A 25,910-nucleotide genomic window follows, 5' to 3' on the forward strand; every position below is an offset into this window, starting at 1 on the left:
GGCCGTCATGACCGCCTCCAGCGCCCCCGCCGCCTTCCTGGGCCTTGCCGCCCAACGCGGAACCATCGCCCCCGGCATGGCCGCCGACCTCGTCCTCCTCGACGACCACCGCAACGTCGTCCGCACCTGGATCGACGGGCGCGGCTAGGCTTGCGCGCGACGGCCGGAACAGGGCCAGACCGCCGCGACGCGCGGCCTCAGTAGCGCCAGGTCAAAGCCAGGCGCAGGGTGCGCCCGGGCGCCGGAACCACCGCCAGCGACAGCGGGTCGAGGTAATATTCGTCCCCGACGTTGTCGAGATTGGCGTCCAGCGTCACCTGGTCGGTCACCTTGTAGGTGGCGAAGAGGTCGTAGACCGTGGCCTTGCGATAGAGCTGCTGGATCGCCGACAGGCCGACGTTCCACTCCTTGTCCAGCTTGCTGATCGGACCCGAGTTGGCGACCATCCGCCCGCCGACGATCAGCCGCTCCTGGAAGAGGCGCGTCCCGACCGTCAGGTTGACGTTGTACTTCGGCGGGTTCTGGGTGTTGGTGTACGAACCCTCGAAGCCGCCCGCCACGCAGTCGGGCGTGTTGATCAGCTCATCGATGCCGCGCTGCTGGCCATAGGCCCGGCGCTCGGCGGCGATGTCGGGCGCGCAGGTCTCGGCCTTGAAGTAACGGTGAGCCGACAGGTCGGCGAACACCCGGCCCATGTCGTACGAGGTCTGCAACTCCACGCCCTCGACGTTGAAGCTGTCGACATTGCGGATCAGGCCCGCCGACAGGGTGCGATAGTCACGGGTGATCAGATCGCGGATGCGGGTGTCGAAATAGGCGACCTTCAGCGCGCCGCGGTCGCCCGCCTTCCAGAGATCGCGCTGCAGGATGCTGGYGCCGACTTCCCAGCTCTTGCTGCGCTCGGGCTTGAGGTCGTCGGTCGGCTTGGCGGCGGTGAACAGGCCCAGCGTCGACTCGAACAGGCTGGGCAGCTTCACGCCCTCGGCGTATTTCACGTAGATCAGGCTGTTCTGCGTGGGCTTGTAGCTGGCGCTGACCGTCGGCATGAACGCATCGGCCTTGCGGCGGATCGGCTTGGACCAGGTCCAGGACGTCGGGCCTTCCAGGTCCTCGGGCGCGTCGGCGCGATAGGTCGTCCAGCCCTTGATGTCGCCCACCGTGCCCTTCTCGTAGGGCGAGGCAAGCAGCGAGGCCTCGGTGAAGGCGCCCTGCGCGTCCGGGAACCAGTAGACGCGCGCCACGCTGGTCAGCGCGCCCGGCCGGGTCGGGTTGGGCATATAGAACGTGGTGTCGCGATAGCGGCCGATCACCTCATAGGGCCCTTCGGTGGCCGTGCGGTTGCGGTCGCGGATGTCGATGCGGTTGAACCGGCCGCCGGCCGTCAGCTCCCACTGGTCGTTCGGAGCCCAGGTCACCGAGCCGACCACGCTGTACTCCTTGCGCTCGGCGTTGCGCAGGTAGCGGTTGTTGCGCAGGTCCTCTTCCAGGATCGGCGAGTTGGGGCCCGGCTTGATGTCCTCGCTGGTGAACGAGCCGCCGTAGGTGAAGTCCAGCCGACCAAGGCTGGTGAACACCCGCGAGGTGTTGGTCACGTCGCCGCCGAACCGCTCGATGGAGAGCTCGTTCCAATAGGCGTCGCGATAGCCGTCCTCGGTGTTGAAGGTCGGGCCGTCGTACCATTGGGTCGGCCGGTCGAGGAACCAGGGCGTGACGCCGGTCAGGCCGTTGTAGGCCAGGCTCTCGGCCTTGGTGAGCCAGAGGTTGGCCTTCAGGTCGATCAGGTCGTTGGCGGGGCGGTAGCGATAGCGCAGGTTATAGGCGTCGAGGTCCATGTGGCCCAGCGCCCACTGCGGCACGCGCTCGCGGTTCACGCGGATGATCTGCGAGGCCATGATCTCGCCCTGGCGGCCGTCGAAGTGGCGGTAGCCGGCTTCCAGGACCTGATCGTCGCTGATCTTCCAGGTTCCCTTCAGCAGGAAGGATTCGGAGCTGTTGGAGGTGTTGAACACCTCGGTCTTGGCCGGGTTCAGCGTCGCCAGCAGGCCGCGCCCCGTCGGGAAGTCCTCGTAGCCCTCCGAGCCGGAGAAGTAGTTGCCGTTCTCGCGCTTGGCATAGGCGGCCACCAGGTCGAACCGGTCCCAGCTCTTGGCGACGGCGAGGTTGTAGAAATGGCTGCCCGGACGCGTGATGTCGTTGCGGCTGGGGTTCTGGAAGGCGCTCCAGGCGGGCAGGTCCTTGGTGCTGGCGTCGGAGATCCCGGCGCGGACGCGGACGCCGAAGTCCTTGCCGGCGCGCAGGATGTCGGCCGCCTTCAGGGTGTCCATCACCACCACGCCGCCGATGCCGCCCGAGGCGTTGGCGTCCAGGCTCGGCCCCTTGGTGATGCTGACGCTGCTGATCAGGTCGGGGTCGAGATAGTTGCGCTGCGATTGGCCCGCATAGCCGCGATAGGTGTCGATGGTCGACTGGCCGCCGTCGATGACGACCGGGATGCGGCCCTGGCCCTGCACGCCACGAATGTTGAGATCGAGCGCGTTGGCCGAGCGCGGGTCGCCCGCCGTAACCCCGGCCACACCCTTGACCATGTCGGCCACCGACGTGCCGCGAAATCGCTCCAGCGTCTCGCGGGCGATGTAGGCCGAGGAGCGCGCCTTGGAATAGACCGCGTCGCCGCGTGCCTGATCGCTTTCCTCGTCGGCGAAGGGCGCGCCGGACGGGCCGCCCTGCCCCGCGCCGGCGACGTCGCCCTGGACGCGCAGCGCGCCCAGCTGGGTCGCGCCTTCGGCGGCGGGGGCCGGCGACAGGGTCAGGATGTCGCCCTGGATGCGGTAGGTCAGGCCCGTGCCGGCCAGAAGACGGCTGATCGCCTCGTCGGCCGACAGGCGACCCGCGACGGCGCCCGAGGTGCGCCCCTTGGCCAAGGCGGCCGGAACGCTGACCTGCAGGCCCGACTGGCGGCCGAAGGCGATCAGGGCCGACGGCAGAGACTGGGCGGGGATGTCATAGGCGCGCTGGGCGCTTTCCTGGGCGAAGGCGGGCACGGCCGCGCCCGTCCCGGCCAGCGCCGTCGTCAGCATCAGCGCCGCGGCCAGCGCCGCCTGCCGGCCGCCCGTACGCACTCGATTGGAAAACCCCACGACCGTCTCCGAACTTGCGAAAAATTATAGATTGCGACGCATGTGCAATCCATTCTTCCCAATCGACGACGCAGGACCGGCTTTTTCCGAAAAAAGTTCGAGATTTTCGCGAAGGTCCGATTTCCCTTGCGAAACAGCGCCTTGGAGCCGTCAGCGTTCGGAGAGCACCAGGACCCAGGGCGTCACCTGGGTGACTTCCAGGTCGTAGGCCTGGGCCAGCGCGCGGATCACGGCATCCGGATCACGCAGGTTATAGACCCCCGTGACCCGGCGCTCGGACAGCCCCCTGCCCCGCACCAGCACAAGGTTGCGCGTCCATGGCCCGAGCGCCTGCACGACGTCGCCGATGGCGCCGTTCTCGACCAGCAGCTGGCCGTCCCGCCAGGCCGCCACGGCGTTGGGATCCACCGCCGCGCGCCGGAAGCGCCCGTCGCTGTCCAGGGCGACGCCGCGGCCGGCCGGCACGCGCCCCGCGCTCGGCGCCCGAGGCGAGCTCACCGCGACCAGCCCGCGCTGCACCTGGACGCCCGGCGTATCGGCGTCGACCTCGAAGGCCGTGCCCAGCACCCGGGCGCTCACCTGGCGCGAGGCCACGCTGAAAGGCCGCGAAGGATCGTGGCGTACGTCGAACCACGCCCGCCCCTTGACCAGCCGCAGATCCCGCCGGCCGGCCGAATAGTCCACCGCCAGCGCCGACTCCGGCGCCAGGCTGACCAGGCTGCCGTCCTCCAGGCGCACCTCCCGCACCTCGCCGACGCCGGTGACATAGTCCGACTGCAACCGAACGAGCGCGCCAGGCGTCAGTACGGCGAGGGCCAGCGCCGCGGCGGAGGCCGCCAAGGTCGCGACCAGTCGCCGCCGGCCAGCCCCCGGGGGCGTGGCGCGGCGCTCGCGACGCCGGCCAGCGACCACGCGCTCCACGCTGCCCGGAAGGCCCGCCCAGCGCTCGGCATGGGCCGGCGCAACGTCACCGATCGCGCCATAGACGCCGACGATCTCGTCCCAGGCCTGGGCCCGGTCGGGATGGCCCGCGCACCAGGCCTCGAAGCGCGCGACGAGGTCGGCGTCCTGCGGTTCCTCCTGCAGGGCCAGCAACCACTCCAGGGCTTCGGCGTCCGCGCGCGTGACGTCTTGCTCGGCCATTCGGTCAGGTTCCTCCGGCCCGCGCGGCCGTTCGTTGCAATCGACGTTCGAGCATCGGGTTTTTCCAGAAATCCGGTTCAGCGGCGAAGCCGGTCGCGGCAGTGGGCCACGCCGTCGACCACCAGCTGATGCGCCGCCGAGGTCGATATCCCCAGTTCGGCGGCGATCTCGCGCAGCTTGGCCCCGCCCAGGCGGTGCATCTCGACGGCGATCCGCGTCCGCTCGGGCAGTTCGGCCATCGCCGCCAGCAGGCGCTCATAGTCGTCGCGCGCCAGGGCGCTGGCTTCGGGAGAAGGCTGCTCGTCGCGCGCGCCCTCGATCAGCGGATCGGGGTCGTCGGCATAAAGGCGGCCGTCCCGTCGCCCCCGCCGGCGCCCGTCCAGCGCCAGATTGCGCACGATGCGGAAGAGATAACGCCCCGGGTCGTCGAGCAACCGCCCGGTCAGAGCTTGGCCCAGTCGCAGATAGGCCTCCTGCACGACGTCCTCGGCCTGGTCGCGGTCGCCGGTGATCGCCTGGACATAGCGGACCAGCCCGTCGCGGTGGGCCTGGTAGTGCGAGCGGATCATCTTCTTCTGCGTCACGCGCCCGCCAGACGAAAACGCCCGGACCGCGGGCGCGCCACCGGCGGTCGACGCCGGAACGCGCCCTTAGCACTTGAGAATAAGTCGCAACAAGGCTTGTTTTGCGTCGCGATCCCTGGCACGCAGGCCCGCGAAGCCGACGGAAGCGAAAAGATCGGAGCGCTCGTGCGATTTTCTTTCGGAAAGCGGCGGGCCTGAACCGTCATTCCCTCGTGAGGCGCGAATGCGATGCGATCGCCGGCGCGCCCCGAAGCTCCGGAAGGCCCCATGAACGCACACGTCTCGATCAACGATCCGTCCCGCGCCAAGCGGCTGAAGGCCCGCACCAGCACCACCCACGAGCAGCTCGACAGCCGGATCATGTCGCTGGAGCCGTTTCGCGATCGCGACCGCTACGGCCGGTTCCTGAAGGCCCAGTGGGGCTTCCACCGCGAGATCGACGCCCTCTACACCCACCCCGCCCTGGTGGCCCTGGTTCCGGACCTGCCTGAGCGCCGGCGGCTGGATCTGATCGCCCAGGACATCCAGGACCTGGGCCAGCCCGCGCCGAGCGCCTCGACGCCGCCGGTCTTCGGCCAGGGCCCTGTCGACGCGGCCGAGGCCTTCGGCTGGCTGTACGTCGCCGAGGGCTCAAATCTCGGCGCGGCCTTCCTGCTGAAAGCTGCAGCCGCCCTGGGCCTCGACGAGACCTTCGGGGCCCGTCACCTGGCGCCCCATCCCGAGGGCCGAGGCCGCCACTGGCGCGGTTTCGTCGCCGCCCTCGACGGCCTGGCCTTCGGCGACATCGAGGAGACCCGCGCCGTCGACGGCGCCGCCGCCGCGTTCCGTCGGGTGCGGGGACTGGTCGATGACGCCTTCGCCTGAGGACGCCCACCAGCGACCGCGCCTTGTCCGCTGGATCTGGCTGGTCCTTGGCGTGGTCTGCGTGGCGCTGGGCTTCATCGGCGCTTTCGTGCCGCTGATGCCGACGACGGTGTTCCTGATCATGGCCGCGGCCTGTTTCGCCAAGTCCTCGCCCAGGCTGGAGACCTGGCTGCTGGACCATCCGCGTTTTGGCCCCACCTTGCGCGCCTGGCGCCGCGACCGGGCCATCCCGCCGGCCGCCAAGCTGATGGCCTGCGGCGGCATGGCCGCGGGCCTGGCGATCTTCTGGTGGGGCGCCCATCCCAGATGGCCGCTGCTGCTGCTCGTGGCCGCCATCATCGGCCTGTGCGCGGCCTATGTGGTCTCGCGCCCGTCGCGGGGCGCGCAGGGGTGAAGCCCATCGCCCTGGCCAGACAGGAAGCCGGCCCGTTCGAGCATCTTCCCATCGCAGCGCCCCTCGCGGCGGTCCGCGCGCCTCGCCGAGGCGGCTCGCGGACCGCCGCTGGCATGGYGCTGTCGGTCGGACTGCACGCGGCCCTGGCCGGCGCGATCCTGTTCGGCGGGTTCGCTCCGGCCTTCGTGTCGCCGCCCCCCGCCGCGCCGATGATCGTGGAACTTGAGACCACCTCGCCGCCGGTTCCCCAGCTGGAGGTTCCGCCCGGCCCGCAGCAGCAGGAACGCCAGGCCGCGCGGCCAACGCAGCCGAAGCCGCCCCCCGTCAAGACAGCCCTGGCTGCGCCGGAGCCGGTGTTCTTCACGCCGCCGCGCGCCGCCTCGCCCGTCGATCCCGGACCGGCCGCGCCCCAGACGACGGCTCCGCCGACCCAGCCCGCGCCCGTCGCCCAACGCGCCGCCAGCAACGCGGTCGCCACCTGGGAGGGCCAGGTCCTGGCCGCGCTGGAAAAGAAGCGCCGCTACCCTCCGGCGGCCCAGGCCCGGCGACAGCAGGGCGTAGCCCACGTGCGCTTTCGAATGAGCCGGGACGGCAAGGTGCTGTGGTCGCGCCTGGAGCACTCGTCGGGCTTCGGCGAACTGGATCGCGCCGCCGTGGACACCCCCAAACGCGCCCAGCCCCTGCCCCCGGTTCCCGCCGACCGCCCCGACGAAGTGGAGCTGGTCGTCCCGGTCGAGTTCTTCATCGCGCGGCCCTGAACCCCGACGGACGGCCTGGATCGCGGGCGTCGGCGCTCCCGCCACGACGCCTTAAGATTGCGAAGCGGTGTTACAACGCACGTTTTTCTACCATAGTGACGCCTAGCTTGAGGGCGATGTCGCGCGGTAGGGCGGAGGTGGGGCTTGAAAGTCTTGTTGGATGTGCGTCGCGCCGTCCTGGGCGCGAGCATCGTGACCTGCCTGGCCACGGCCCTGCTGACCGCCACGTCGGCTGACGCCCAGATCGCCCTGCCCTCCCGCCAGGAACTGGATCCGGCCAACGCCGCCCCGATCGCCGCCGCGCCGCGCGGCGACCTGTTCAAGGGCGTCGAGGCCGGTCCCTGCGCCTTCCGTGACAGCCCCATCAGGGTGACGCTGAAGGCGGTCGACTTCCAGGGCGGCGCCTCCGGCGGCCTGGCCGTCTCCGAACAGGCCCTGGTCTCGACCTATGCCGAGTACATCGGTCGCGAAGCTCCGCTCAGCGTCGTCTGCGACATCCGCGACCGGGTGGCGTCGCTTTATCTGCGGCGCGGCGTGCTGGCCAACGTGGTCATTCCCGAGCAGCGGATCGCCGATGGCCGCCTGACCCTGACGGTGGTCGAGGCGCGGATCGGATCGGTCAACTACAGCGGCGACGCGGGTCCGGCCCAGAAGCAGGTCGTGCGGTTCCTCAACCAGCTGCGCGGCATGGCGCCGTTCGACCTCGACGTCGCCCAGCGCTACCTGCTGCTGGCGTCGGACGTGCCGGGCGTGCGCATCCAGTCGGCGCTGAAACCGTCACCGCAAGGCGGCGGCGCGCTGGACCTGGAAGTCGCCATCTCCCGCGACGCCGTCGACGGTTCGGTGGTCGCCCAGAACTACGGCTCCAAGACAGTCGGCCGCGACCTGACCCTGGCGCGCCTCGATCTCAACGGCTTCACCCCGCTGGGCGAGCGCACCTCGATCCTGGGCTACGGCACGTTGTCCAGCGACGAGCAGCGGGTCATCCAGGTGGCCGAACGCTTCTATATCGGGGCCGACGGCCTCACCGCCGACCTGTCGGGCGCCTGGGGCTGGACCAAGCCGGGCGATGTTCTCGAGCCGCTGGACCTGGAAGGCGACTCCTTCGCCGGCAGCGTTCGCCTGACCTATCCGCTGACGCGCCACCGCAACCGCAACCTCAACATCGGCGTCGGCGTCGACTGGATCGACCAAAAGGTCGAGTTCGGCGGCGGCATGGCCACCCTGACCGAGGATCACCTACGGGTGTTCTTCTTGCGGCTGGACGGCCACTACGCCCCGGCCAGCCTGGCCTCGCATTCGGTGGCCATGACCGGCGTGTTCGAGGTGCGCCAGGGCAGCAACGGCCTGGGCGCCAGTCGCTATGGCGACCTTTCGGCCTCGCGCCTGCTGGGCAAGCCCAAGGCCACGGTGGTGCGCACCGAGGGCGAGATCGGCGGCCGCCTGGCCGGGCCGGTGATCGGCAAGCTCAACGTCGTCTGGCAGCACACCGACGATCCGCTGCTGTCCTACGAGGAGTATGGCGTCGGCAACCTGACGATCGGGCGCGGCTACGACCCGTCGTCGGCGTCGGGCGACCGCGCCCTGGCGGCCTCGCTGGAGTTCAGCACCGTCCCCCTGCCCTTCAACGGCGGGCGCGCCGCCTGGCGTCCCTACGCCTTCTACGACCTGGCCGAACTGACGAACCTGGGCGTCGGCGCCGGCAAGCTGGACCTCACCTCGGCCGGGGTCGGGGTACGGGCGCAGCTGACCTCGCGGGTGGCGCTCGACCTGACCTGGGCCAAGCCCTTCGACAGCCCGTTTGGCACGGGCGACGCGCCGTCCTCGCGCGTGCTGGTCTCGCTGTCCGCCGCCCTGTTCTAGCCCGCTGACGTCTCCGGAGCGCTCTCCATGACCCAGTTTCCGACCCGTTTCCCCGCCCCCCGTTCGCCGCGCCGGACGAAGCTGCTGGCCGCCTCGGCCCTGTGCGGCGTCGCCGCCATGCTGGCAGAGCCCGCTTCGGCCGGGACCCTCCCGACCATTCCGGGGGCCGGCGACATCACGGTCTCCTCGGGCGGCTCGCAGCCGCTGATCACCTATGCCGACCCCATCACCCTGCAGGTGCAACTGAACGCCTCACGGACGGTGATCAACTGGTCCAGCCTGCACGTCAGCAGCGGCGACACGCTGGAGTTCCAGTTCAACGCCTCCAGCGACATCGTGCTGAACAAGACGACCAGCCAGATCGCCATCGACAACGGCGGCACGGTCACCGGCAGGGTCGGGGCGGCGACCGGCGGCAACATCTGGTTCTATTCGCCGCAAGGCGTGATCGTCTCGCCCGGCGCGACCATGAGCGCAGGCGGCTTCGTCTTCGCTGGCGGCACGGGCCTGATCGACGCCAACTTCGTCAACGCCGCCGATCCGACGGCCGTGCTTCGTGCGGCGTCCAACGGGCTGATCCGGCTGTCCACGGTCAGTTCGGCGACCAGCGCCTCGGTCGATGCGTCGGGCAACGTCGTGCTCAGCGCAACCAGCGGCGCTCTCAGCGCCCAGACGGTGTACGGCGCGACGGCTCAGGTGAGCACGACATCCGGCTCGATCACCGCCTCGGAGGTCACCGCCACTAGCGGCGCGGCCACGGTCACCGCAGGCGGCGCCGGCGCGACCGTAACCCAGATCACCGGCGCCACCGGCGTCACCGTCTCATCGWACAACAACAGCTCGGTCGGGGCCGCCACCACCACGACCTCCGGCGACATCCTGATCACCAGCAACGGATCAGCCTCGCTGACCCTCGGCAACTCGGCGCGCGACCTGACCCTGAGCGCGCCCCAGGTCTTCGTGAGCACCATCGACGCCGGGCGCAGCGTCTATCTGACAGCCACGACCTCGGCGCTGCTGACCAACCGGATCTACGCCGGCGACGACATCGAGATCACCGCCGACGGCAACGTGACGGCCGGCTCGTCGGCCAGCTCTCGCCTGAGGACCCTGGGAACCGGAAGCGACGATTCCCACATTCTGCTTCGCTCGACCACGGGCTCGGTGTCCGCCCAGCAGCTGGAAACCACGGGAAGCGGCTCGACCGCCGGCGACATCACCGTCAGCGCCGCCACTTCGACGACCCTGACCTCGGCTTCGTCAAGCAGGAACCTGACCTGGACCGGCGGCGGAAACCTGGCGCTGACCGGCGCCTACAGCGCCGCAGGCACGGTCTCACTGACCTCGGCTACCGGGGCCCTGAACCAGACGTTGGGCGTGGTCACGGCCAACGCCTTGGCCGCAGAGGCCGCCATGGGCGTCAGCCTGACCGGCGCGAACATGATCAATCAGGTCGGCGACGTTCAGACACTGACCGGCGACGTGGTGCTGAACAATGCCAAGGCCCTGACCGTCGCCGGCGATATCGGCGGGCGCGACATCGCCATCACCACCACGGCAGGCGACCTGACCGTGAATTCGGACGTCCAGATCGTCGCGACACGCGACCTCGACCTCACGGGTGCGACCGGCCTGACCGTCAACACCGGCTTGGGCGGCCTGCTCTCCGCCGGCGGCGACGCCACCTTGACGGCGACCACCGGCGACGTCGCGGCCATTTCCCTGTCGTCCGGCGGATCGGCCCTCGTCCAGGCGCTGTCCGGCAGAGCGACCCTGCGCAGGGCCTCGATGACGGGCGGCGGCGATCTCACGATTTCGGCCACGGGAAGGGCGACCCTGGGCGCCGACACCCCGTTGAGCATCGGCGCTTCCGATTACGTCAACCGCACGGGCGGCGCCGGAACAATCAACGTCACCTCGTCGGGCGGCGACGCCATGGTGTTCCTGGACAGCCTGACCGGCGGCGGCCTGACCTCGGTGACCGCCAGCAACACGGTCGGCACGGCCTGGATCGTCGTCGACGGTGGTTTCGACGTCGGCGTCATCGAGGGTTTCAGCGCCTACCTCGACGCGACGAACGGCACGATCAACGCCACCAGCGTCACATTGGGCGGCGGCGACTACACCGCCAAGGCGCGCGACTGGAATGGCGCGGCGCTGCCCCCCGGCGGAACGATCCGCAACCTGACGATCATCGACACCGACGGCGGCCTGGCGCTGGCCGGCGCCCTGACAGCCAGCGGCAATCTGCGGCTGGAGTCCTATGACATCCTGACCAGCGCCTACGACCTGGCGGCCGGCGGCGACGTCACGGTGATGGCGGCGGGCGACATCGACCTGGCCTCGGCGACAGCCGGCGACGACATCACCGTCCAGTCCTTCGGCGGCCAGGCCATCCTGCGCAAGGCCGACCTGGCCGGCGCGGGCGCGGCCCGTGATCTGCGCGTCACTGCATCCGGCAACGCCGTCCTGGGCGATCCCGACTATACGGCGATCACCTCCGACAACGTCTTCACCCGCTCGGGCGGCGGCGCGGGAACGGCCGAGGTGAAGTCGACCAACGGCTCGGCCATGGTCCATCTCGACACCAGCGCGGCGATCGACACGGTCGAGGGCGCGGACGTCGACATCACGATCGCCAGCGGCCCAGGCGTCTTCGGCGCGCTCACGGCCACGACCGGCGACGTCTATGCGGAAGTGCTGGACGGCGCGATGACCGTCGGCACGGTCACCGCCGCGAGCGGCGACGTCAGCCTTTACGACGCCGGCGGCGACCTGACGATCACGGGGTCGGTTCACGGCGGGGGCCTGGTGCACGTCGAGACCGACGGCCTGCTGGACGGCCGCCTGGCCAGCCTGATCTCCAGCGACGGCGACCTGGAGCTGATCGGCGGCGCGGTCGAGCTTGGCCATGTCACGGCCGGCGGCATGCTCGAGGCTTCGGCCATGGACACCGACCTCACGGTGCAACTGGCCGAGGCCGGACAGACGGTCGTGGTCGCCTCGCTCTATGGTGACGCGACGCTGCGCGGCGCCAAGGCGCCGGACGGCGTGGTCGTGCTGGCGGCCAACACCGCAACCTTCGGCGCCGACGACAAGGCCTCGATCACCGCCGCCAACTATGTCGACACCAACGCCGCCAGCGGCGGCCTGGGCGGGTTGCAGGTGCTGTCCTTCGACGGCGACGCCGTGGTCAACATCGACTCGGCCACCAACGGCGTGGCCCTGGTCGGCGCGTCGATCGGCGGCAGCGCCACCGTCGTCCAGAAGACCGGCGACCTGAAGATCGACGAGATCGCCGCCTACAACATCACGATCGAAGCCATGGGCGGCTCGCTGGAGACCGGCTCCACGATCACCAGCGGCGGCGACTACGCCATCACCGCCCAGGCCTTCCTCGGCGACGCCCTGACCCCCACCCTGTTCAACGGCGTCATCCGCGACGTCGCCATCACCGACACCCTCGGCGACCTCGACCTGGGAACCGCGGCGATCCACGCCGACCGCAAGCTGACCATCGTCGCCCAGGACGGCGCGGTCCTGGGCCTGGCGCAACTGAGCGCCGGCTCGGGGCTGGGCGACGGCGACATCGACGTGAGCGGCCAGGGTGTCGCGCTCGACACGGTCGCCGGCGACGGATCGGTGACCCTGGACGGCGGAACCGGACAGGTGAACGTGGCCGGCGACGTCACGGTCGGCGGCGACTATGTCCTGGCCGGCGGCGGGTTCTCGATCGCTGCCCTCAGCCCTCTGGGCGCCAAGGCCGGCGACTGGACGATCGACGACAAGGTCGGCGACCTCGACTTCACGGGCGCCTCCATGCGCTATGGCGGCGACATCACCCTCACCGCGGTGGGCGGCGTCACCGGCGGCGACATCACCAGCGACAACGGCGACATTCGCGTAACCGCCGCCAGCGGCCAGCTGGGCGCGCTGAACGCCGCGACCGGGCAAGTCCGGGCCACCGCCAGCGTCGGCGGCATGACCCTCGTCTCGGCCAAGGCCGCGGACCTGATCGAGGTCTCCGCCGCAACCGGCGCGGCCGGATTGGGCGCGGCGGTCCTGACCGGAACCGGCAGCAACAGCCTGCTCGTGCAATCTGCGAACGGCGACGTGACCCTCGGCGCGGCGACGCCCGGCGCTGTCACCACGGCCAATCTGGTCACCTCGGCGGGAGCCAGCACGGTGGTGGAGGCCTCGAGCGCCAACGGCAAGGTCGGGGTCCACCTGGATCGCACCGACACGACCCTCACGACCCTCGCCGCCCGGGACGCCGTCACTGTGGTCGTCTCCAGCGGCCCGCTGACGATCGGCCAGCTGACGGCGGGCGGCGCCTCCGAGGTCAGGGGCGGCGGCGACACGCGGCTGGTCTCCGCCGATGTCGACGGCGACCTCCTGGTCAGTTCGGGGTCCGGGGCCTTGCGCCTTGGCGACGCTGCGCCCGGCCGCGTGATCGAGGCCAGCGGCGCGCTGTCGCTGGAGGCGGCCACCGACATCGCCCAGCAGGGCGTGCTGAAGGCCGCTTCGCTGGGCGTCGTTTCGGGAACCGGCGTCACGCTGCTGGGCGTCAACGAGGTGGCCCGGCTTGACGCCGTCAGCGTCGCCGCCGGCGGCTTTGCGTTCAACAGCACGACGGCCTTCGACATCGACGGCCCGATCACCGCGACGGGCCAGACCGTGGACCTGCGCTCGGGCGGCAGCATCAGCCAGGCCGCGACAGGGATCATCACGGCCCAGAGACTGACGGGCTCGTCGGTCGGCGGCGCCGATTTCGGCGCGGCCAACCAGGTGGTCCAGCTCGGCGACTTCAGCAACGTCGGCGGCCGGTTCCGGCTGATCGACGATCACGCCCTGACCATCGACGGAACCGTGCACAGCACCGGAACCGTCTCCCTGGCCTCGCATGGCGGAATGGCCTTCTCCGCCAACGGCAAGGTGGCGGCGGACGGCGCGGGCGACGCGGTGATCCTGGCCTCCGACGGAGTGTTCGCCAATGGACGCGGCGCCGACGCCGTCAGCGCGACCAACGCCGGCGGGCGCTGGCTGATCTACACCCAGGCCTTCGGCGATCCGACCGGCTCCACGGCCGGCAACAGCCTGGGCGGCCTGGCGGGAAAGTCCTTCTACGGCTCGGCCTACGACTTCTCGGCCGAAACCTTCGCGCTGACGCCCAACGCCGGCAACCGCTTCGTCTACGCCTACCAGCCGATCCTGAGCGTGACGCCGGTCAGTCAGGTCGTGACCTACAACGGCGCCATCCCGTCGGTCTCGGCGACGGTGACCGGCCTGCAGAACGGCGACGCCGCGGCCGACGCCTGGTCGGGAACGCCCGTGGTCTCGGGCGCGACCAGCAAGAACGCCGGGACCTATGTCCTGACCGCCAGCGGCAGCCTGACCTCGGACCTCAACTACGGCTTCGCCTACGGCGTGGGCTCGCTGCGGATCGACCCGAAGACCCTGGGCGGCCTGCTGACCGCCGACGACAAGACCTATGATCGCACCACGAACGCCACCGGCGCCATCACCCTGAGCGGCGTGGTGACCGGCGACGACGTCTCGGCCGCCGGCGCCTATACCTTCGACGACCGCAACGCCGGCGCGGGCAAGACGGTCACGGCATCGGCCGTCGCCCTCTCGGGCGCAGACGCCGGCAACTACGTGCTCGCGCCGCTGGCTGCCGCCCAGGCCGAGATCTTCAGGAAGACCCTCACCGGCGCGCTGACCGCCGACAACAAGACCTATGATGGCGCGACCACCGCCACCGGGTCCGTCGCCCTGACCGGCGTGATCGCCGGCGACACGGTTTCGGCCGGCGGGACCTACGCCTTCGCCGACAAGACCGCCGCCAGCGGCAAGACGGTCACCGCCTCGGGCACGACGCTGTCCGGCGCGGATGCGGCCAACTACACCTTGTCGGGCGTATCTGCGGCGCAGGCCGACATCCTCAAGAAGTCCATCACCGGCGCGCTGACCGCCGACAACAAGACCTATGACGGCGCGACCACCGCCACCGGGTCGATCGGGCTGACCGGCGTGGTCGCCGGCGACACGGTTTCGGCCGGCGGAACCTACGCCTTCGCCGACAAGACCGCCGCCAGCGGCAAGATTGTCACCGCCTCGGGCACGACCTTGTCCGGCGCTGACGCCGCCAACTACACCTTGTCGGGCGTGTCCACTGCGCAGGCCGACATCCTCAAGAAGTCCATCACCGGCGCGCTGACCGCCGACAACAAGACCTATGACGGCGCGACCACCGCCACGGGATCGATAGCCCTGACCGGCCTTGTCACCGGCGACACCGTTTCGGCGGCGGGGACCTACAATTTCGCCGACAGAAACGCCGGTTCGGACAAGGCGGTGACGGCCTCCGGCGTCACGCTGGCCGGCGCCGACGCCGCCAACTACGATCTGAGCGCGGTGAGCGGCGATCTGGCCGACATCCTGCGCCGCCAGGTGACGGTGTCCGCCGACGGCCAGTTCAAGCCGTTCGGCCAGGTCGACCCGACCCTGACCTATCGCATCACCGTCGGGTCCCTGGCCACGGGCGACTCGTTCAGCGGCCTGCTCGCGCGGGCGGCCGGAGAGGCGCCGGGAGACTACGCGATCTCGCGGGGGACCCTGGGTCTGTCGGCCAACTACGACCTGACCTTCACCGGCGCGGTCTTCACGATCGAGCGGCTGCCCGCCATCGAGCAGGAAGGCTCGATCATGCTCAAGCACGTGACCCAGTCGCCCGACTTCACGCTCGACTGGGATCCGGAACCCAACCTTGAGACCACGGGGCCGGCCTGCGAAGGCGAAGGCTGCCCACGACAGGCCGCCGGCGCCGCCGACGGCAGGGTCGTTGCGGCCCTGCCCTAGCCGCGGCGCATCGGCCGGACGGGCGAAACCGTTCGGCCGACTGTGAAGTATTCATAAAATTCCGGCGCGCCTCGCGCCGCGCCGCGTCCCTTGAGCTTGGGAGCATCTCTGCTCCGGTTCAGGGCCTGCGGTCGATGAAAACGCTATCGTTCAAAACCAAGCTTCTCGCGTCGTCCATGGCGCTCTTCTCGCTGCTGGGCGCGAGCCAGGCCCTCGCCGAGGACGCGCCCGTCGCCACGGCGGATTCCGCCGAGGTCTCCGCCATCACCGTGGTCGCCACCCGCAACGACGCCATGCGCACCCAGATGGCCAGCGACAACGCCGTCAGCGTGATGTCGGCCGACGATCTGGAGCACACCGCGGTCCACAACGTCGCCGAAGCCCTGGCCCTGTTGCCCGGCATCAGCGTGCAGAACACCGGCAACTCGTTCTTCGGCGGCGTCGACGGGGCCTCGCGCGGCGAAGGCATGTTCGTGGGCGTGCGCGGCATGAACTCGGAGTTCACCCTGGCCCTGATCAACGGCGTCAACGTCGCCCAGGGCATGCCCTATTCGCGCCAGGTGCAGCTGTCGCTACTGCCGCCGTCGGGCCTGAAGACCATCGTGGTCAACAAGAACTCGACCGCCGACATGGACGGCGACGCCATCGGCGGCACCATCGACTTCATCACCCCCTCGGCCTTCAGCTTCCGCGACGGCTACGCCTCGCTGTCGGTCGCCGGTCGCGTCGAGAGCCGCGCCCGCACCTATGACGAGGACGGCCTGGGCGGCGGCATCAGCGGCGAGATCGCCAGCCGGTTCGGCCAGAACGACCAGTTCGGCCTCTATGTCAGCGCCTTCTACGACAAGCGCACCTTCGCCAACTCGATGGTCGCGGCCCTGATGAACGCCCAGAACGACGGCGGCTGGGCCTATCTGCATTCGGCCACGGACTCGGCTGAAGGCGTCAATCCGACCGGCATGGACAAGGAGGCGAACCTCGCCCTGACCGGCCTGAACGTCGGCGTCTCGACCGGCCACACCAAGCGCTATGGCGGCAACTTCTCGCTGGACTGGCGCCCGGACGACAGCCTGGATCTCTATCTGCGCGGCTCCTACGCCTTCGCCGAAACCGAGCAGAACTCGACCCTCAACCAGTTCGTCCAGAACCGCGCCCGCGTCTTCAACGCCGCCACCGGCCTCTATGACCTGAACCTGACCAATTCGTCGGTCCGGATGTGGTACACGACCAACCCCGAGGACGCCGACCTCAGCACCGTGACCCTGGGCGGGATCAAGCGCCACGGCGCCTGGACCCTGTCGCCGTCGGTCTTCTACTCCGAAGGCGGCAACGACCGTCCCGACCACATCGAGGCCTCGGTCCGCAACAACCAGTCCGACCGCTTCAACACGGGCTTCCTTACGCCCTACAGCGGCCTCTTCATCGGCTACAACAAGGACGGCTATCCGATGCCGCTCCTGACCCAGGCGCAGCGCGACCTCATCAACAATTCCGGGACCGCCCTGCTGGCGCGCCGGGCGGGCCAGCTGACCGAGCAGTTCTCCAACCAGCAGAAGTTCGGCGGCCGCTTCGACGTCCAGCGCGACTTCGACGACGGAGCGCTCTCCTACATCAAGACCGGCGTGAAGTACGTCCAGAGCCACCGCCGCGTCACCAGCCACGACTGGACCAACGACCACTTCGCCAACCTACTCGGCAAGCCGGGCGTGACGTGGAACGAGCTGGGCCTGATCTCGGGCTACTTCGACTCGGTCTATCCGGGCCTCTACGACATCCGCGCGCCCAAGGTGAACCACGACCGCCTGGTCTCGCTGTTCCGCCAGTACTTCGACGCCAGCGCCGCCGCGGCCGACCTCTGCTACCTCAACTGCAACACGCTGAAGGGCGACGAGAACGTCGCCGCCGCCTACGTGACCGGCAAGTGGGACATGGGCGCGCTCGAGGTCATTCCAGGCCTGCGCTACGAGCACACCAGCATCGAGAACACCTACTGGAACAACGACAGCAAGGCCCGGCGCTTCGAGACCAACTCGACCAAGTACAACGAGTGGCTGCCCAGCCTGTTCGCCAACTATCGCCCCAGCGATGAGGCGGTGTACCGGGCCTCGATCACCCGGGCCTACATGCGCCCGGCCCTGGTCCAGCTTGGCGGTTCGGAAACCACCACGCGCGGCGACAACTCGATCACCGTCACCCGCGGCAATCCCGACCTGAAGACGCTGAAGTCCTGGAACTTCGACGCCTCGGGCGAGTGGCGCAACAGCGTCGGCGGCTATGCGATGGTCGGCGTCTACTACAAGCGCCTGTCGGACTACATGTACGACAACGGCTCGACCACCGTGAACGGCGGCCAGTCGACGGGGGGCACGCAGTACAACGGCGAGACCTTCGACCGGGTGACCATCGTCTCGCCGACCAACGGCGGCGAAGGCCACGTCAAGGGCGTCGAGATCCAGCTCTACCAGAAGTTCGACATGCTGCCGGGCTGGCTGTCAGGCTTCGGCGCCGGCGCCAACTACACCCGCCAGTGGACGCAGGTCGACATCGGCGGCGGCGAGAAGAAGCGGATGCAGAATGCGCCGGACGAGCTGGCCAACCTGAAGCTCAACTACGTGCTGGGCGCCCTGACGGTCGACCTGAACTGGAACTACGCGGGCGAGACCGTCATGGCCTACAACCGCGTGGCTGGCCTCGACTACTGGACCCGCCCGACCCGTCGAACCGACCTGCACGCGGGTTATGACTTCGGCAACGGCGTGGTGCTCGACCTGTCGGTGTCCAACCTGTTCAAGAACTACAGCTACTGGTCCCATGTCGGCCAGAACAGCCTGGCCATCTCCGACGTGGTCAATTCCGGCCGCACCACCCTGCTGACGCTGAAGTACGACTTCTAAGCGTCGGCCAAGGCCCGGCTCGCCCTCCCCTCGCGAGCCGGGCCTTTTGCTTTTTCCTGACAAACGGACGAGGTCCGCATGATCGGCGCGCTGACCGCCTTCCTCCTCGCCGCCCAGGCGGTTCCGGCGCCGCGAACCGCCGAGGCGCTGGAGCGGCTGCGCGTCGCGGCGGGCGGCCTTGCTCAAGAGCACCTGCGCAACGAGACCTTGGACGCGCTGCGGCCGCAGCCTTGCGTGCGCCACCGGGTCGGCCTCACCCAGGCCGACGAGGCCCGCATCCTGCGACGCCTGCGCGAGAAAAGCCTGCTGCCCCCGCCGACGGACGCCGCGCAGGCGGAGCAGCAGCATCGCGCCGTCTTTCCTCCGCTGGCCGAGACGCCCGACTGCCCCGCCCTGCCGCAACCGATCTCCAGAGCGCCGGGCGGCAACGCGGGCTCGCATCACGACTGGCCGGGCGGCCTGGTCGCGCATGAGACGTTCAACCTGCGCGCCGGCCTGGCGCTGGCCGACCTCTACGAGGCCGAGAGCGGCGTTCGCGTCGACCGGGACGTCCTGACCGGCGCGGTGCTGTGGCATGACTGGGCCAAGGCTTTGGTCCTGACCTGGCGCGACGACGGCACCCTGGCCCACGAAGGCCAGATCGCCGGCGCCGGCGCGCATCACGTGCTGGGCCTGGCCGAAGCCATGGCCCGGCGCCTGCCGCCGGCCGTGATCCTGGCCCAGGCCTGCGCCCACGCCGCCCCGGTCGGCGACGACCAGCGGAAGGTGGCCGACTGGCTGCACGCGGCGGCGATCATCGCACGGGTCGAGTGGGAGCATCCCGTGTCGCCGACACGCGAATGCCTGATCGGCAACGCCGCCGACGACAACTGGCTTCACGCCGAGGCGGCCGTCCATGCCGCCGATGCGGGCCTGGCCCGGCTGGCCTCGCGCTTCGGCCACCCGGTCGCCGACGGCGCGGATTACCGGACTCGCCTGCGCAACCCCGCGCTTGAGCGGCTGGGCGCGGACAGGATCAGGGGGTTGCTGGACACCGAGGGCGAAGCCGGCCTGGAACGGGCGCTGCGCGCGGCGGGGCTCTAGAACACGCTGCGCAGGCTGACGACGACGCGCCGTCCGGAATCCACCACGTCCGACAGCGCGGTGCTGTCGCGACCGACATGCGCCCAATAACTGTAGCCTCCGGTCAGGTTGGTCGCGATCAGGTCGAGCCGGGTTCGCTCGTCCAGCCGCCATCGAAGGCGTCCGTCCAGCCTGGCGACGGGACGAACCCACTGATTGTCCCAGTCGCCCTCCGCGCCGAGGATGTCGTAGGCGGAAAGATAGGCCCCGGTGTAGTTCAGGCTGAGATAGACCGACGCCCGGCCCCGGCTGTAGGCCAGCTCGGCGTTGCCCAGCCATTCGGGCGCGCTCATCATCGGCTGGCAGCGCCCCAGGCGCGCCCCAAGATCGACCCGGGACCACTGTCGGCTGGCGTTGACGTCCAGGCTGGCCCGACCGTCCAGGCCCAGCGGGTCGCCCAGGGGCTGGAACCACTCGACCTCAAGGCCGCGCGTCCGCCCCCGCCCGCCATTGCGCGGCGTGACCACGCGCACGGCCGCCTCCTCCGCGATCGCCTCGACACCCAAGCTGGAGCCGCTTTCGAACAGGTAGTGGTCGATGTGCTTGGCGTAGGCCGACAGACCCAGGACGCCGCCCCCGGGCAGCCAGCGCTGGTGCGACAGGTCGAAGTTCCAGGCGTCGGCGCTCTTGAGGTCAGGATTGCCGCGCGTCACGGTCGTCACCCCATCGACGGTCGCGGTCCTCACCCCGCCGGCCAACTGCATGAAGGCCGGGCGGCTGTAGGCCCGCCACGCGCTCGCCCGCCAGACGCCGCGGTCGTCGGGACGATAGGACAGGTTCACGCTGGGCAGCAGCTTGTCGTAGCGACTGCGGCTGGCGCCCCAGTCACCCGCCGTCTCGACCTGGCTGATGTCGGGCAGGACCCAGAAGCGGTTGCGGATCTCGGTATGCTCGTGGCGAAGCCCGAACTGGGCCTCCCAGCCCCCGACCGCGCGGGTCGCCATGACGTAGAGCGCCCGGACCGTCTCATCGCCCGACTGGCTGTTGCAGTTGAGATTGTTGACATAGAGACCGCCGCAGCTGTCGAAGCTCTCGGCCGTGCGATTGGCCCGGAAGTAGGCCGCCAGCCGATCATGATCGATCCGCGGGATCGACCAGTCGTAGAGCCCCGGAAAGACCTGAGCGTAGGTCCCTTTGGCGATGCCCAGCGCCTCCCAGGTCAGACCGGCCTTCTGGTAGATGTCGGCGAAGAAGGCGTTGGTCCAGTTGCGGTCGGTCAGGTCCCGATCGCTCCGGCTGATCTTGGCGCCCGCGCGAAAACTGCGCCACGGCCCCGCCGCCGGAGAGAAGGCCAGCCCGAAGCCGCCGCCATACCGCGCTTGGTCGCTGAACTGCTCGGTGCGCTGGCCCGCGCGGCGGGCCAGCAGGACGCGGCCGGCGCTGTTCAGGTCGTCGAAGACGCTCCGGGGCCACTGGGGAACCGGCAGGCCGTCGCGATAGACCACGGTCACGCCGCCGAAGGCCCGCGGCAGCTGGCCGGTGTTGTAGCCGTCGTTCTGGTTGACCCAGGCAGAGGCTTCCAGGTGGTCGGGCCTGGCGCTTTGACCATGGCTGGCGAAGAGATAGGGCGACAGGCGCCAGCGCCCCGAGACGAGGTCGGCCGAAAGGCTGGCGGTCGACAGCGACACCGTGTCGGGATTGGTCTCGTACCAGACCCGCGTCGACAGGTCCTGGACCGACAGTCGAAAGGCGCCCGTCCCGTCGTCGATCCAGTTCTGGGGACCGCTGACCACCTGGCTGAAGGTCGAGTTCTGCTCGGTGTCGGCGCGGGCGTGGGTGGCGTTCAGCCGCACGTCCAGGCCGGGCCGGACGCGCCAGTCCATCGCCAGCCCATAGTTCTGCAGGCGACTGCCGCCGCTGGACACGCCGACGTTGAGGCTTGTCTGGACCAGGTTGTCCTGCGGCCGGTCGGGATCAACCGGCCCGCCCGCCGCCGAGCCCGAGACCGCGTACGCCCACCCCCGGTCGTTCTGCGCGGCCATCACGCCGGCCAGTTCCGAATTGAGGAAAACCCGATCCTCATAGGCCGCGGCGAGGTACAGCCCGACCTGCCCCTCGGCGCCGAAACGGCGACTGTGTTCGACCTGGACTTGTCCGCCCAGGCCCGAACGTCCGTAGTCGCGCGCCCGCGTCTCCAGTCGCCCGCCCCATGTCACGACGGTGCGGGGCGATTGCGAGATATCCGCCGACCCCGGGGTCTGGAAATCCAGCGCCGCGCCGATGAAGTCGCCGTCCAGGTCGGCCCGGCCGGTCTTGTGGGCGACAACGGTCTGGAAGGCGCCGGGGGGCAGCAGATTCAACTGCACCCCGCGCGAGTACGGCAGTCCCTGGGCCACGGACACGCCGTTGATCATGGTGAGGTTGTACTCGGCGTTGAGGCCGCGATAGCCGGCGTAGAGCCCCTCCCCCCGCGAGGCCGAGTCGATGCCGCCGATGAAGGAGCGGCCGGTGTTGATCACCGTCATGCCCGGCAGGTCGCCCAGCGCCTCGGACAGGTTCTGCGCGCCGCCGCGCTCCATGTCGTCGCGGGTCAGGCGGCGCACGGGCGCGAGTTCGGCCATGTCGATCGCCATTCGGCGCGTGACGGTGTCGACGTCCGAGCGCGCCCCCAGCACCAGCAGCGGCGCGAGCTCGGCGGTCGAGAAGGGCTCGGGATCAGGCGCCATCCGGTGCGACAGGCGAGGCCGCGCCTGGGCGGCGATGACGAAGGTTCTGCCGTCCACGCGGCGCGCCTCGAAATCGGCGTCGGCCAGGGCCATGTCGAAGGCGCGCCAGACCTCGATACGACCGGCGACGGCCCGGCTGCGCCGCCCCTCCATGTCCTTGGCCGAGAAAAGCACCTGGACCCGGCTCTGGCGCGCCAGTTCGCGCAGGGCCGAGGCCAGCGGCTGGGCGGGCACGTCGAAGGTCGGGATGCGATCGCCCGCCCGGGCCGCGCTCGGCGCGATCGCGGCGAACAGCGCCGCGCTTCCCATGAGCCGAAGAAAAGCGTGACGACAGCCACCGCCCATGTGGGACGATCCGTATGAGAACCCGCTGCTGGGCGGCTTCTATGGCCGGGCTGCAATGGATTCATGACATCGGCCCATCTGATTTGGCGGCATGTCGACAGCGCTGCGTTCCTTGAAGTAGAGGCGTGAACCAGTGCGAATGTTTGACGGCGTCGACCCACCGATGAGAGCCCCCGAGCCAGCCGCACCGGCCGCCGCGATCGTGGCCGATCTCGTGCAGCGGTTCGATGCGCGCCTGCGCCGGCACCTCGGCCGCTTTCTGATCGCCGCCGATGTCGAGGACGCGCTGCAGGACATCTATCTGCGACTGACCCGGCTGGCGGCTGGCGTCCCGCCGCCCGAGTTCAACGCCACCTATGTCTTCAAGACCGCCGACAGCGTCGCGCGCGACCTGCGGCGCCGACGACTGGGCCGTGGCGGCGACCGGCATGTCGAACTGCCCGAGGACCTGGCCCACGAGGGCCCCTCGCCCTTCGACGAACTGCGCTGGCAGCAGAACGCCGACCTGCTGCGGCGCGCCATCGCCGCCCTCCCCCGCGACCAGCGCATGGTGCTGATGATGCATCGCGTCGAGGGGCTGACCCTGGTTGAAATAGCCGCCCGCACGCGCACCCCGCTGCGGACGACCCAGCGCCTGATGGCCGACGCGCTCGCCCGCTGCCGCTACAGGCTGAAGGATTGTGGATGGTTCGAACAGTAATCCCGTTTCGTGGCCCGCCGCGCGACGCCGAGGCCGACGCCTTCGTCGCCGACCGCCTGCGCGAGGAGCAGGACCCGTCCGCGTCGCCGCGCGCCGATCATGGCCAGATCGGCGAGGTCTGGGACGCCTTGGGCCAGCTCGACGCCGCCGACTTCGCCCTGGACGCCCCCAAGGCCGACAACTCGGCGCTGAACCGCCGCGGCCTGATCGCCGGCGGAGCGCTGGCCGCGGGCTTCGCCTTGGGCGGCGTGCTGCTCTGGCGCCAGCGTCCCGTCGCCTACGAGACCGCCGTCGGCGAACGGCGCACGGTGACCTTGCCCGACGGTTCGCGGGTGACGCTGAACACCGCCACGCGCCTGACCGCCAGGTTCGGCGGCGACCGGCGCGAAGTCCTGCTGGAGTCGGGCGAAGCCCTGTTCGCCGTCGTCCATCGCGACGGCGCGCCGTTCGACGTATTGAGCCAGGGCGGGCGCATCCGCGTCACCGGCACCCGCTTCAACGTCTATCGCCAGGCCGACTTCACCCAGGTCGACCTGCTCGAAGGCGGCGTGACGGCAGGTCCCGCGCAGGAGGGATCGCAGGCCTTTGTGCGACTACGCCCGGGCCAGGCCGTGCGTCTTGCGCCGACAGGCGAGCCGGGCCCGATCCTGGTCGCCCAGGCCGGGCGAATCGACGACTGGAACCACGGCCGGATCAGCTTCGTCGGCGCCTCGTTGAGCGAGGCGGTCGCCGAGATGAACCGCTACAGCCCAGCGCCGCTGCGGATCCTGAACCCGTCGCTGGGCCGCCTGCAGATCGACGGCGTGTTCGAGGCGGGCGACACGGCCGCCTTCGCAAGGGCGGTCGCTCGCCTGCACAGCGTATCGGCCAAGGCCGACGGACGCGGCTGGACGCTGTCCTAGTCGGCCGCGTCCGGCTTCCAGCCCCAGGCGTCCATCATGATCTGGAACAGGTGGGTGTTGGGGAAGTAGCCACGCACGCGCTCGGCGCCCGCGCCGGTCGCCAACGCAACGACCTCCTCGCCGGTATGGCTGCGGTTGACCATCACGTTCTTGAGGCGGACGACGTCCTCGTCCTTACCCGCGGCCTTCCAGGCGTCGTAGCCTTCCAGCACGGGCTCGCCACGGCGACCGCCGTCGACCTGCAGGCCGAACGAGTGGTCGGCGGTGAACAACAGCAGGGTGTCCTTCAGGTCGACCCGGCCTTCGATCTCGGCGATCAGCTTGTCCAGGTCCACGATGTTCTGCAGGCCCTTGCGGGGGTCGTCGGTGTGGGCGTCCCACTCGATCACCAGCAGATAGCCCTTGGGCGAGGACTGCAGCAGGTCGAGCGCCCGAAGCGCGGCCGCGCGAACGTCGATCTGGTCGGCCACCACCACCGGCCGGGCGTTGGTCGGGGAAGCATCTTCGAGCCGCGCGTAGATCGGTCGGCCATGGGCCTTGGCCAGTTGGTCGAAACCGCTTCCGCGCGCGATCAGCTGCTCGCCGATCTTGCTGCGGCCCGCGCCGAACATCACGTCGACGCCGTCGCCAAAGCGCGGAGCGAAGGCCTGCGGGAAGATCTCGCCCCACTTCTCGCGATCGTTCGAATGCGCGTAGGTCGCGGCCGGCGTGGCGTCGGTGATCGGTTCGGAGGTGACTATGCCGGTGCGCAGGCCGCGCTGCTCGGCATACTCCAGCAGGGTCTTGGTCGGCGCGCCGTCGACCTTGCCGCGCACCGCGTCGGGCGACTGGCTGATCACGCCGTTGCGGGTCTTCACGCCGGTCATGATCGAGGACATGCCGTTGGCCGAGTCCGACACGAACAGGTCGACCGGCGAGGTCTCGCTGAGGCCCAGGTTCGGCCACGTCTGGATATGCAGCTTCAGGGGCTCGCCGTAGCCCAGCAGGCTGGCGGCGTTCACCGACGGCACGCCGCCCGCGTCGGCGAGGAAGAGGATGACGTTCTTGGCCTTCGGCGAGGCCTGCGAGCTCTTGGCCGCGGGCGTCGGCGAGACGCCTTGGGCCAGGGCGGGAGAGCACACCGCCAGCGACAGCGAAGCCGCGACCAGAAGGTGTTTAAGCATGGGCATCCTCAAGCGAACATCGCGTCAACCGATGCGCCTTCTAGCCGCTGCCCCGCAGGATTCGTGTGAAATGACTGTTACAGTCGGGCGTCGCCTCTACGACATCCGCCGCCCTCGCCACGCCGGCGGCGGGCGAGGGAGAGACCCGCTGCGGGCGGTCGAGCCCCTAGAGCGCGGTCAAGCCGACGATCATCTGGCCGTCCAGCTTGAAACGGACCTTGGTCCCGACCGCGAGATCCTTGAGCAGGGCCGGGTCGGCGACCTTGAAGGCCATGGTCATCGGCGGCCACTTGCGGGCGGGGATGGCGTCGTGCGCCAGGGTGACCTTGCCGGCCTTGGCGTCGATCGCGCGCACCACGCCGACGGCCTCGATCACCGAGGCGGCGGCGGGGGCGGCATGGCCCGCGTGACCGGCGTGATCGTCCTGGGCCGCGGCCGGCTGGGCGAGAAGAGCCAGGGCGACAAAGCCGCCCGCGATGGCGAGAACTTTCATGAGCTTACTCCGTGAACCAAT

The 25,910-nt window shown here is 69.9% G+C and carries 16 protein-coding genes; 10 read left to right on the plus strand and 6 right to left on the minus strand.

Annotated features, from left to right (window positions below; all coding sequences use genetic code 11):
- The first annotated feature begins 7 nt into the window (after positions 1–7).
- A complete protein-coding gene (locus AC1DCG_RS12365) occupies positions 8–148 on the plus strand; it encodes an amidohydrolase family protein (RefSeq protein WP_477028301.1) in 141 nt (46 codons plus the stop codon).
- Positions 149–197: 49 nt separating this feature from the next.
- Here AC1DCG_RS12365 and AC1DCG_RS12370 read toward each other — a convergent pair whose 3' ends face one another.
- The 3 genes from AC1DCG_RS12370 to AC1DCG_RS12380 form a co-directional block, all read right to left on the minus strand.
- A complete protein-coding gene (locus AC1DCG_RS12370) occupies positions 198–3,137 on the minus strand; it encodes a TonB-dependent receptor (RefSeq protein WP_477041505.1) in 2,940 nt (979 codons plus the stop codon).
- Positions 3,138–3,287: 150 nt separating this feature from the next.
- A complete protein-coding gene (locus AC1DCG_RS12375) occupies positions 3,288–4,280 on the minus strand; it encodes a FecR family protein (RefSeq protein WP_477028142.1) in 993 nt (330 codons plus the stop codon).
- Positions 4,281–4,357: 77 nt separating this feature from the next.
- A complete protein-coding gene (locus AC1DCG_RS12380; RefSeq protein WP_205691685.1) occupies positions 4,358–4,864 on the minus strand; it encodes a sigma-70 family RNA polymerase sigma factor in 507 nt (168 codons plus the stop codon).
- 267 nt (positions 4,865–5,131) lie between these two features.
- Between AC1DCG_RS12380 and AC1DCG_RS12385 the strand changes: the two genes are divergently transcribed.
- The 7 genes from AC1DCG_RS12385 (at position 5,132) to AC1DCG_RS12415 (ending at position 19,581) form a co-directional block, all read left to right on the plus strand.
- Positions 5,132–5,728 carry a biliverdin-producing heme oxygenase gene (locus AC1DCG_RS12385; RefSeq protein WP_477036404.1) on the plus strand — a complete coding sequence of 199 codons (597 nt, stop codon included), beginning with the start codon at positions 5,132–5,134 and terminating at the stop codon, positions 5,726–5,728.
- Positions 5,712–6,122: a YbaN family protein gene (locus AC1DCG_RS12390; RefSeq protein ID WP_477036405.1), complete on the plus strand. Its 411-nt coding sequence runs from the start codon at positions 5,712–5,714 to the stop codon at positions 6,120–6,122. Before AC1DCG_RS12385 ends, AC1DCG_RS12390 begins: the two co-directional genes overlap by 17 nt.
- 113 nt (positions 6,123–6,235) lie before the next feature.
- Entirely contained in the window at positions 6,236–6,880 is a 645-nt protein-coding gene (locus AC1DCG_RS12395; RefSeq protein WP_477041506.1) for a TonB family protein, read from the plus strand.
- A 144-nt stretch (positions 6,881–7,024) separates the two neighbouring features.
- The gene (locus AC1DCG_RS12400; protein WP_477028146.1) at positions 7,025–8,743 is read left to right on the plus strand and encodes a ShlB/FhaC/HecB family hemolysin secretion/activation protein; all 1,719 of its coding nucleotides are present in this window, start codon (positions 7,025–7,027) and stop codon (positions 8,741–8,743) included.
- 27 nt (positions 8,744–8,770) lie between these two features.
- On the plus strand, positions 8,771–15,604 hold the full coding sequence (locus tag AC1DCG_RS12405) for a YDG domain-containing protein (RefSeq protein WP_477041507.1): 6,834 nt from the start codon (positions 8,771–8,773) through the stop codon (positions 15,602–15,604).
- 176 nt (positions 15,605–15,780) lie between these two features.
- A complete protein-coding gene (locus AC1DCG_RS12410; RefSeq protein ID WP_477036407.1) occupies positions 15,781–18,498 on the plus strand; it encodes a TonB-dependent receptor in 2,718 nt (905 codons plus the stop codon).
- Positions 18,499–18,576: 78 nt separating this feature from the next.
- Complete coding sequence (locus tag AC1DCG_RS12415; protein ID WP_477036408.1) at positions 18,577–19,581, plus strand: hypothetical protein; 1,005 nt, start codon at positions 18,577–18,579, stop codon at positions 19,579–19,581.
- Here the strand turns inward: AC1DCG_RS12415 and AC1DCG_RS12420 are convergent.
- Positions 19,578–22,595 (minus strand): TonB-dependent receptor, encoded by a 3,018-nt coding sequence (locus AC1DCG_RS12420; protein ID WP_477036409.1) that lies wholly within the window; start codon positions 22,593–22,595, stop codon positions 19,578–19,580. The two genes, AC1DCG_RS12415 and AC1DCG_RS12420, sit on opposite strands and share 4 nt — an antisense overlap.
- Positions 22,596–22,794: 199 nt before the next feature.
- On the opposite strand from AC1DCG_RS12420, the gene AC1DCG_RS12425 reads away from it, so the two are divergent.
- Together AC1DCG_RS12425 and AC1DCG_RS12430 are read left to right on the plus strand one after the other, a co-directional pair.
- On the plus strand, positions 22,795–23,331 hold the full coding sequence (locus AC1DCG_RS12425; RefSeq protein ID WP_477028151.1) for an RNA polymerase sigma factor: 537 nt from the start codon (positions 22,795–22,797) through the stop codon (positions 23,329–23,331).
- Positions 23,316–24,233 carry a FecR family protein gene (locus AC1DCG_RS12430; RefSeq protein WP_477028152.1) on the plus strand — a complete coding sequence of 306 codons (918 nt, stop codon included), beginning with the start codon at positions 23,316–23,318 and terminating at the stop codon, positions 24,231–24,233. The genes AC1DCG_RS12425 and AC1DCG_RS12430 overlap by 16 nt, the downstream gene beginning before the upstream one ends.
- Here the strand turns inward: AC1DCG_RS12430 and AC1DCG_RS12435 are convergent.
- Positions 24,230–25,396 carry an alkaline phosphatase gene (locus AC1DCG_RS12435; protein WP_477028153.1) on the minus strand — a complete coding sequence of 389 codons (1,167 nt, stop codon included), beginning with the start codon at positions 25,394–25,396 and terminating at the stop codon, positions 24,230–24,232. The two genes, AC1DCG_RS12430 and AC1DCG_RS12435, sit on opposite strands and share 4 nt — an antisense overlap.
- A gap of 166 nt (positions 25,397–25,562) precedes the next feature.
- The gene (locus tag AC1DCG_RS12440) at positions 25,563–25,889 is read right to left on the minus strand and encodes a copper-binding protein (RefSeq protein ID WP_477028154.1); all 327 of its coding nucleotides are present in this window, start codon (positions 25,887–25,889) and stop codon (positions 25,563–25,565) included.
- Positions 25,890–25,910: the final 21 nt, after the last annotated feature.

Source organism: Caulobacter sp. 10L414 (genome assembly GCF_056395525.1).